Here is a 9,805-nt window from a genome sequence, read left to right on the forward strand (position 1 = left end):
AAACTAAAGACAAGGATTTTGTTCATTACAAAGATCGCCGTTGGATGAAGATAAAAGAATTATTTCGATAATTCCGAACCATTGGCTGTCGATCAAAGGCACTCCTCAATCCTGTGAATCCTAAAATCTTGCAAATCCTGATTCAGACAATTAAAAAGATTCAATCAGATCAACGGCTGTTGTCAAGCCGTCTTCTGCTTCTATCTGTTCTCCTAAAACCTGAGCACGCGTAGTCATCTTGGGGGTTTCCAGAGCTTGCTGGATCCGTTTCGCCAAGCGTTCAGCGGTAAGGCTGCGGCGATGCAGGTGCCGCGGTGCCACGCCTAAGTCCGATAGGCGTTTCCCCCAATACGGTTGATCTGCGTGGTGTGCAACAACAACAGACGGCACTTTGGCACGACACACGGATGCCGTTGTTCCAGCGCCACCGTGGTGCACAACGCAGCAACCCTTCGGAAACAGCCACTGGTGTGGCACATACTCCGTGCAGAAGATATCCGGTAGGGCCTCTTCCATGCCAAGTTGCCCCCATCCGGCTTGTATAATCGCACGTTGGTTTATTTTTCTGACAGCGTCAATCAAGATTTCTGTTGTCTCACGTCCATTCGAGCCTCCCATGGAGCCGAACGAAATAATAACAGGTGGTGGACCCTCTGCTATAAAATTGACAAGTTCAGTCGGGGGAATATAGGATGGCGACGCAAGGTGCCATACACCTGTGATTCTGTGATTCGATGGAAAATCAGCAGGAGGACAGATAACAGGAGATGCCGCAATGAGATTCAAGTAGGGTGAATACATCTCATCTAAAACCACTGAATGCCTCGGTTTTCCGCCAACGGATGCAATAAATTGATTAAAAAGCGTATCCACACTTGCTGAAAGGCGGAGTTCTGCCAATTTCCATACAATAGCGTTAAAGGTGCGTCCCCAATTCGGAAACGGATGAGGGGCAAAATCAAGGCATTTTATGACACTTGGGCAATACGTCACAGTAAGCCACGGAGTCCCGTTTCGGATCGCAGCTTCTTGGGCGGGGATGTCTATTGAGTGGCAAATAACTAAATCTGCTCCTTCTATTGCAGTGAAGCAGTCGTTATACCACTTTTCACCATGCCTTACGATCCCCTCTTCTACGATAAACCGTAGCATGGCAAGCGGGTCGCGCTTGGGGATAATTGCGTCCATCGCTGCATGAAATTCTGGCAAATCAAAAGACACACCTATCTCATAGAACTCCCCACCAATCTCAAGAATCTTGTCTCTATAAAGGGGCAGGGCGCAGACACACACCTGGTGTCCTCTTTCAAGCAAACGTTTCGATAGTGCCAAGACAGGGTAGACATCCCCCGTTGTGCCCCATCCCACGACGACGATCTTCATTCTTCTTTTGCTCCTACAGTTGTTTGCGTTGCATCCCAAACCAGTTCAACGGGAAGTTTTTTCGTGCATTCCCATCCAATTTTGCACTTGTGCGCGCTACAGGGCCAGCACGGCATATCCCGCCGCACGATAGAAGCGTTTTCACTCAACGGATGCCACGCCACATGATCCGTCGGACCGAAGATTGCGACCGTCGGCACACCCAATGCTGCGGCGAGATGCATCGGACCCGAGTCGTTGCAGACGACCAAGTCGCAACAGGATAGCAATGCTCCTAATTCGCGAATTGTTTCTGGTGCGTGCGTAATAGCAGGGGAGTGCATCGCTTGCTGAATATTATCCGTTAATGCCTCTTCTCCGGGACCCCGCAGAAGGAGTATCGCAGCATTGTAGTGGTGTGCCACTCTATCTGCGAGTTCAGCATACCGCTTTTCGGGCCAGCGTTTATCAAACGAACTGCCGCCAGGATGGATGCCGATGAGAAATGGCTCACCACCGATACCCAAGCACGTAAGCCGCGCCTTCGCGGCAGCGATCTCATCAGGCGACAAATGGAATATAAGTTTTCGCTGACCTTCTCCATTACAGATGAATTGGACGAGTTCTAAGTTTCTGTCAACTTCGTGGGTTTCACCTTTTGGATATTTACCGCGCCACGCGTGTGTGAGGGTGGACTTGAAGCGTTTCTGATAACGTCCTAAACGGTATGGTGCGCCAGAGAGAAAAGCAATGAGATGGGACCACATTGCTGTTTGCATGGCAACGACGAGTTGATATCGCTCCCGACGCAACTCGCTGTAGAATTGGAATTGTGCTAAAAACCCTCGATGTTTTCCATCCCGATCAAAAACGAGAATTCTGTCCACATCGGGATTGCCGATTAGCACAGGTGCATTAAGGGGTCGCGCTAATACTGTGATTTCCGCGGACGGATAGTTCTCTCGCAACAACGAGATCGCCGGGGTCGAGTTCAACAAATCCCCGATCCCGTCAACGCGGATAACGAGTATCTTATTGATGTTAGGAAGCGTGTCCCCCTCGGGTAACATAACTTTTCCCTTGCGTGCGAAGTTAACGTGCTGTTTATTATAACACGAAGCACGGGAAATGGCAAATCTCAAAGCCGTAAACATGGTGCGCACACACATCGTTCGTTGTATCAACACCGATGGATATGGTATATTATAACTATGCATCACAGAGCGTCGCGCACAACTGCAGATAACCAGAAATCCTCAGTCCTCCGTTTCATTTTCGGAACACTCGTCTTCGGTTCGATCCTTATTGTCCTTACCTGTTATTGGATCATCTCTGCAGAAAACCGGGTGGTATGGGAACTGACCGATTTTTCTATCTTTCCGACGGTGCTCTTCACTTTTTTTTTCCTCGCGCTCATCACTCCATTTCTCAAAAAGATTTTCAGAGGTTTCACACCTACAGCGCGCGAACTTGCCCTGACGTATACGATGGTATCCGTGGCTACTGCGCTCGCTGGACACGATATTGTTCGGCAGTTAGTGCCGATGATTGCCAATGCAGGATGGTTTGCAACCCCCGAAAATGAATGGTCAGACCTCTTCTTCCGGTTCATGCCCACATGGCTAACAATCACCGATAGACAGATTCTACAAGGCTACTTCGAGGGTGATGATACGTTTTGGCAGGAACACTACCTAAATGCGTGGATGTGGCCCATTGTGGCATGGAGTGGATTGGTGATTGTTATCCTATTCATGATGCTGTGTGTCAATATTATCATCAGAAGACAGTGGATTGACCACGAGAAGTTGAGTTATCCGTTGACGACACTTCCCATCGAATTACTCGGTAATACGTCTACACTCTTTCGCAATAAATTGTTTTGGCTCGGTTTTGGCATCGCATTTGGTCTGGAGATTCTGGCAGGATTGAACTACCTGTTTCCTGTGATACCTTCCCTGAAAATCAAGTATCAGCTCTACTTTTCTGAACGTCCGTGGAACGCAGTCGGACGTTTGCCTGTCTACGTTTATCCATTTGCGATAGGTTTTGGGTATCTCATGCCGCTGGAATTGTCGCTGTCATTTTGGTTTTTCTATCTGTTTTGGGGTGTGCAACGCGTCTTTTTCAGCGCGACAGGGTGGACAACCGCCATCGGTTTACAAACGGAGCAACGCGCAGGGGCATGGCTTGGCATTGGGACACTCGCCGTGATTACAAGTCGACGACAGATTCTTCAGGTCCTTGGTGGTGTGTTTTCCTTTAGATCCAAAGACGGTTTATACCGCCTTGCTGTTTTTGGATTGATAATTGGCATGGCGTTTGTGTTGGTTTTCTGGTATTTCGCAGGATTGTCGCCGTGGGTGGTACTCGGTTATTTCGGTATCTATTTGGTGTTATGTCTTGGGATGACGCGCATGCGCGCCGAACTCGGCCCCCCGACACATGAACTGCACAATGTGCATCCCGACAGGATTATGTTGCTATTTGCTGGAAGTCGACCGCTGGGTGCGCAGAATCTAACCAACACGACCCTACTCTCATGGCTTGCGTATGGTTACCGATGCCATCCGATGCCGCATCAGTTAGAGGCGTTCAAAATCGGCAGACATTTCCGTTTGAGCGAGAATCGGTTGGTTGTTGCTTTGATTGTGGCATCAATTGTGGGGACAATCATTTCGATTGTTGGGCATGTGGCACTCTATTATGAATACCGGTTTGCACAGTGGGGGGTTGGTGAATTTAACCGCTTGCAAAGTTGGATTATCGCGCCGCGGGCACCAAATTTACCCGCTATCCAGCATATAGTATTTGGCTTCCTGTTCACCGGTGTGTTAACGTTTCTGAAACGTCAATTTTTGTGGTGGCCCCTTTATCCTGTAGGATATGCTGTCGGTAACGGTTGGGCTATTGGTTGGATGTGGTTCTCAATATTTTTGGGATGGCTCTTCAAGCAGTTACTTTTCACAGGTGGCGGGGTACGCGCGTATCGCAAAGCATTGCCGCTATTTTTGGGTTTCGTATTCGGTCAGTTTCTCGCGGGGAGCCTCTGGAGTTTAATTGGTGTCGTCTTGAATATGAACATGTACACGCTTTTCCCATGAGGTAGTGCATCCGAACATAATCTGTGTGCTTCATCGGATGTTCTCAAAGGACCCACAACATATCAGAAGTCCTCTAATGCGTCTGCCTCGGATTCAAAGACGCCTATACTCTGTGTCAGTCCAATAGTATTGAAGATATTTCGGACTTGTGTAGACGGATGCGCAACTCGTAGAGATTGGCCTTTCTCTCGCATCTTCCAAAGCAGTCTGATGATCTCACCGAACCCACTACTTGTGATGAAACTCCGCCGTTCAAAATTAAGTAAAACCTTTTCAGCGTCCTGAACTTCAACGTTGGCGTAAGCCTCACTCAACATAGATTCGGAAGCATCAGTGAGATAGCCTGTAATGTCAAATATTGCGATCTTTCCGTCGTGCCGAATTGAGATTTGAGAATTTGCCCTCACAATTTCCTCCTGTAAGATCAATCCTGAATTCATTAAACCCGATTATTGGTTGCAGTGCAGTCCGTTAATCTTCAGTAAAAGTTCGCTGCAGCGGCGTATGTTCTGGTTGCTTCTGGACAATTGTTCCGTCATCCAAATGAAGCCACGTCTCAAATTGACGCTCGCCTTCCTGTAACGCTATGACGCGTGCGCCGCGCGGAAACCCATCTCTACCGTAAGTATTGTAGCCAGAAGCGCGTCCATAACACAAGCGAATTCCGTGTAAATCTCCCCAGAAATCGTTAACATGTTCGTGTCCGACAAACGTTCCCATGACATCACCGGCTTCGTGCATCGCAGCGAAGAAACCGGTATTAAGCCGAGGGGCGCAAACGTTCTCGTATTTTACCCCGTAGCAGGTATGAAAGTCCCATACTTCGTCGTATTCGGGAATCGGAATGTGGAAAAAGGCGAGTGCTGGAAGTGGGTGTCCCGCTTTAGCGGTAAACTTTGCCGATTCTTGCAGATACCAGAGAATTTGCTCACGTTTAATCCAATCGTAGCCATCAATATTTGTTTGCGAGTAACTGCCGGAATCGATAAAATAGAGGAGTGCTGCGGATACATTCTCCTGAGAACTTTGGATGGGTAAAACGTAATTTCCGACCCCAGGTATTTCTGTCGGTCCTGGCTCCGCGAGAGATAACGCCCCCTCTTGCATAACTGCCATCAACGCGTTGCGATCGGCATTTCCTTCGTCATCGTGATTGCCGAAAACCGCCGTCCACGGAGCACCACATCCTTCTACAATTTTAACAATTTCTCGGAGGGAATCGGCGGCATCGTTGCATCCCCCGCCCGATAAAATATCGCCTGTCAGTACAATTAAATCCGGAGATTCAGCTTTTGCGATTTGTACCATCAGGTACGCCGATTGCTGATCGGGTTCTTCACCGTTTTGCCAATGAATATCAGTAAATTGCACGATTTTGAAACGCCGATCGTTGCCGAACTTTAATATCTTTTTCACTATCTACTGTTCTCCTTTGCACGTAATGATAACACAATTCCCAAAAATTACAAACGAATTCTTTATGCGAGAATCATTTCGTTTGGGATTATGAATAGAATATCGCACTCCCTATTATAGAGACATATCCCCTTGAAAAGATAGTGAGAAAATTGCCGATATCTTCGTTTACTGATTAAGCAAACTGAACGATCCTACGATAATAACCTTGCTATATCCATCTTGACGTGGTAACATATATGCTATGCTACGTAACTGTTCATTGAACGCCTACGACACTCGGACGACTATACTCTCTAACGAAGCGGTAGCGGAAGCGCATTACTTGTTGCGCTGTGAGTGTTCTGAGATCGCGCAGCACGCGCGTCCAGGGCAGTTCATCCACGTCATGATTTCGCAAGATACGGGAATGTTGCTCCGGCGTCCTTTCACGATCTATACGGTGGAAGGGCACGAGATAACGATGCTCTATCAGATCATCGGCGAGGGGACGAAACAATTGTCAGAGATGCCGACGGGCACCGCCCTACAAGTTTTGGGACCGCTCGGTAATACATTTAACCTTACGACAAATCCTGAACCGGCGATACTCGTCGGTGGAGGTGCCGGTATTGCTTCGCTCATGTTACTCGCTGTTGCTTTGCGTGAAAAAGATATACAAACGCTTGGATTAGTTGGCGCGCAACATCGCTCCCGACTCTTGAGTGTAACGGATTTGGAATCTATCGGCATCGCAGTGCATATCGCTACAGACGATGGGAGTATCGGACATCACGGATATGTAACCGAGATCCTCACGAATTTGCTGAGTGAAACCAAATGGCACCGTCCGACGGTCTATGCATGCGGACCTCATGGGATGCTCGCTGCTGTTACAAAAATTGCCGCTGACTTTAAGGTGCCTGCCCAAATTGCTATGGAAAACCGAATGGGATGTGCGATGGGGGTGTGTCTCGGCTGTGTTTGTCCCGTCCGAATAGCTCCAAATCGGATTGAATACCAACGTGTTTGTACCGAAGGTCCCGTCTTCAACGCAACCGATATCGCTTGGGATATTTCTTAGGTAGACACAAGGCGTAAAACTGAGTTCTATTAAAAGTAGTAGACACATTCCGTGTGCCGTAACATAGAGACAGTAGTTCGCTCCGTGGGTTTACCGTAACAGGTGGATTCCTCGTATTTTACCAAATCAACGACGGGTAATGAATTGCCCTACTACAAACAAAAGCCGACCTCTGTAGTTTGAAAGTCGATCCCATTACTGGGAAGGGGCGAAAAAATCGGCGCAGAAACCCAATTGTAAAAAAAAATGGAAACAACATTTTACCAAAAATTAACAACCATTAGCCTCAGCGGCGAACTCCTTTCCGATGCGACTTGTGAACAACTTCTAACTGCATCGGAAATAGAATTACTTCCGCTTCTGGACGCAGCGTATCAGGTTCGCAAAACCTACTTCCAGAATGAGGTGCATCTGCATATCCTTAACAACGCCCAGAACGGCTATTGTCCAGAGGATTGTCACTATTGCGCGCAGGCGAGTTCCGCAACGACAGACATTGAAGCCTACCCTCTAAAACCTGATGCTGAGGTTCTGGCAGAAGCCGAACGCGCGCACGAATCCGGTGCGTATCGCTACTGTATCGTAATGAGTGGACGCGGCCCTTCACCAAAACGAGTTGCGCACCTTGCGAAGCTCATCCGCACTGTCAAAGCGCGCTATCCGATCGAAGTATGTCTCTCTGCCGGATTGATTGATGTAGAATCCGCGGGTATCTTGAAAGAAGCCGGATTGGACAGATTGAACCATAACCTGAACACTTCCGAAGCCCATTACCCAAAGATATGCAGCACGCATAGCTACCAAGACAGAATGGATACATTACAAGCCGCGCAAACAGTTGGTCTTGCTTGTTGTTCAGGTGTGATTGTTGGGATGGGTGAAGGAACGTATGACTTAGTGAAGGTGGCGAAAGAACTTCGTCAACTTGAGGTAGCCTCACTCCCGGTAAACTTTTTCCTCCCAATATCTGGCACGCAATTGTCGGAATCTGTTACGGCACAGCGGAGTGCGCCTACTACTTTAACCCCGGATTATTGTCTACGCGTGTTATGTCTCTACCGATTCCTGAATCCGAGGGCTGAGATACGGGTTGCAGCTGGCAGGGAACACCATCTCCGAAGTATGGAGGTAATGGCACTCTATCCAGCAAATTCGATGTTTATTGATGGCTACCTGAATGCGGAAGGTTCGGCAGCATCTCGCACACTCCGAATGATCAGAGATGCCGGGTTTACGGTAAAGACAAACGGTGATGATACGGAAGAACCCAAGCGGAGAGAAACAGAAAAAAGAGATGTCCTTCTCAAGGAGTTGAAAGTCCTTCGTCCGCGCATGGAATCCGATGCTTAATCGGGCAGTCTTACGTCAGACCAGAATTTCCCCCATCTTAACCAATTTGCTTTAGACCGCCCATATACGGTTGTAGTGCCGCAGGGACACGCACCGTTCCGTCAGGATTCTGATACGTTTCAAGGAGTGCAATGACAACGCGTGGCAATGCAGTGCCGGATGCATTCAGTGTGTGAATGAACTCCGGTTTCGCACCCGCTTCCGGACGATAACGGATATTGGCGCGACGTGCCTGAAAGCCCTCAAAGTTGCTACAGGAGGAAACCTCTAAAAACCGCTGCCGTGCGGGTGCCCAAACCTCAATATCGTAGCATTTCGCCGCGGCGAAACCGAGCTCCACTGTGCAATGCTGCACAACACGGTAAGGTAAACCGAGTGCCTGCAAAACGCTTTCAGCATTCGCCAATAGCGATTCATGTTCCGCGTAGGAAGTTTCAGGCGTAGTGAACTTTACCATCTCCACTTTATCGAATTGATGAATGCGTTGCAAACCGCGCGTGTCTTTACCGTAAGCCCCCGCTTCACGCCGAAAACACGGCGTATAGGCAGTATAGTAGATAGGCAAATCTTCGGCAGAGAGGATTTCACCCGCGAAGAGGTTTGTCACAGGAACTTCAGCCGTTGGAATGAGAAACAGATCGCTGTCGGGATTTTCCTCATCCCTATCACATCGGTACATATCTGCCTCGAATTTAGGAAGTTGCCCTGTCCCTGTCATTGTCGGACGGTTGGCGAGAAATGGTGGAGAGATTTCGGTGTAGCCGTGCTGGGTCGTGTGCAAATCAAGCATAAACTGGATCAACGCACGCTCCAACCGCGCCCCCAAACCTTTAAAAAGCACAAAATTGCTCCCAGCGACCTTAGCCCCGCGTTGAAAATCGACAATATTCAACTGTTCGGCGATTTCCCAGTGCGGCTTCAACTCAAAATCGAAACCGGGCAATTCACCCCATGTCTTGATTTCGATGTTATCATCTTCGCTGGTGCCGACGGGTGTGCTCGCCTCTGGCATATTCGGGATTGTCAGTAGGATGGCATCAATTTCAGTTTTAGTGGCGTTGGCTTCAGCGGTGAGCTCCTTGACTTTTTGAGAGAGTTCCCGCATCTCGGCGATAGTTTCTGTGGCATCCTGTTTTGCCTTTTTACGCTCAGCAATTTGTTGTGAGACTTGGTTCTGGTGCGCTTTGAGGGATTGTGTATGTGTTAAATTCTCGCGCCAGCGTGTATCCAACGCTACTAACCTGTCCAAGTCAGCTTCTGTATGGCGATCTGCCAACATCTGGCGGACATCCTCAGTATTTTCACGAATAAGCTTAAGATCAATCACGGCGGTGCCGCTCCTCTGGATTTAGATTTGTATTGTGCTGTCGAGTCTGTAACAAAAAAGCCACAGCATTGTAGAACACAACCTGTGGCTAATTCAGTATAATCAAAACGGGCCCGACGGGACTTGAACCCGCGACCTCCTGCGTGACAGGCAGGCGCGCTAAACCAAACTGCGCCACGAGCC

8 protein-coding genes and 1 tRNA gene are annotated in these 9,805 nt (G+C 48.6%); 3 read left to right on the forward strand and 6 right to left on the reverse strand.

Going from position 1 to position 9,805, the window contains the following annotated elements; translation table 11 throughout:
• Positions 1-150: 150 nt before the first annotated feature.
• Both J4G07_19990 and waaF read right to left on the reverse strand, forming a co-directional pair.
• Positions 151-1,383 carry a glycosyltransferase family 1 protein gene (locus J4G07_19990; GenBank protein ID MCE2416273.1) on the reverse strand — a complete coding sequence of 411 codons (1,233 nt, stop codon included), beginning with the start codon at positions 1,381-1,383 and terminating at the stop codon, positions 151-153.
• Positions 1,380-2,432 carry a lipopolysaccharide heptosyltransferase II gene (gene waaF / locus J4G07_19995; protein ID MCE2416274.1) on the reverse strand — a complete coding sequence of 351 codons (1,053 nt, stop codon included), beginning with the start codon at positions 2,430-2,432 and terminating at the stop codon, positions 1,380-1,382. The genes J4G07_19990 and waaF overlap by 4 nt, the downstream gene beginning before the upstream one ends.
• Before the next feature lie 141 nt (positions 2,433-2,573).
• Between waaF and J4G07_20000 the strand changes: the two genes are divergently transcribed.
• Positions 2,574-4,466: a hypothetical protein gene (locus J4G07_20000; protein ID MCE2416275.1), complete on the forward strand. Its 1,893-nt coding sequence runs from the start codon at positions 2,574-2,576 to the stop codon at positions 4,464-4,466.
• A 62-nt stretch (positions 4,467-4,528) separates the two neighbouring features.
• On the opposite strand, the gene J4G07_20005 is transcribed toward J4G07_20000, so the two are convergent.
• On the reverse strand, positions 4,529-4,873 hold the full coding sequence (locus J4G07_20005; protein MCE2416276.1) for an STAS domain-containing protein: 345 nt from the start codon (positions 4,871-4,873) through the stop codon (positions 4,529-4,531).
• Positions 4,874-4,937: 64 nt separating this feature from the next.
• Positions 4,938-5,882 carry a metallophosphoesterase family protein gene (locus tag J4G07_20010; GenBank protein MCE2416277.1) on the reverse strand — a complete coding sequence of 315 codons (945 nt, stop codon included), beginning with the start codon at positions 5,880-5,882 and terminating at the stop codon, positions 4,938-4,940.
• Positions 5,883-6,126: 244 nt separating this feature from the next.
• Here J4G07_20010 and J4G07_20015 point away from each other — a divergent pair, with 244 nt between their 5' ends.
• Positions 6,127-6,945 (forward strand): dihydroorotate dehydrogenase electron transfer subunit, encoded by an 819-nt coding sequence (locus J4G07_20015; protein MCE2416278.1) that lies wholly within the window; start codon positions 6,127-6,129, stop codon positions 6,943-6,945.
• Positions 6,946-7,191: 246 nt separating this feature from the next.
• Entirely contained in the window at positions 7,192-8,295 is a 1,104-nt protein-coding gene (bioB, locus tag J4G07_20020) for a biotin synthase BioB (protein MCE2416279.1), read from the forward strand.
• A 37-nt stretch (positions 8,296-8,332) separates the two neighbouring features.
• Here the strand turns inward: bioB and serS are convergent, their stop codons facing one another.
• Together serS and J4G07_20030 are read right to left on the reverse strand one after the other, a co-directional pair.
• Positions 8,333-9,622 (reverse strand): serine--tRNA ligase, encoded by a 1,290-nt coding sequence (gene serS, locus J4G07_20025; GenBank protein ID MCE2416280.1) that lies wholly within the window; start codon positions 9,620-9,622, stop codon positions 8,333-8,335.
• Positions 9,623-9,730: 108 nt separating this feature from the next.
• Positions 9,731-9,805 (reverse strand) — tRNA-Asp (locus J4G07_20030).

It is taken from the genome of Candidatus Poribacteria bacterium, from assembly GCA_021295715.1.
In the GTDB taxonomy this organism is placed as follows: Bacteria; Poribacteria; WGA-4E; order WGA-4E; family WGA-3G; genus WGA-3G.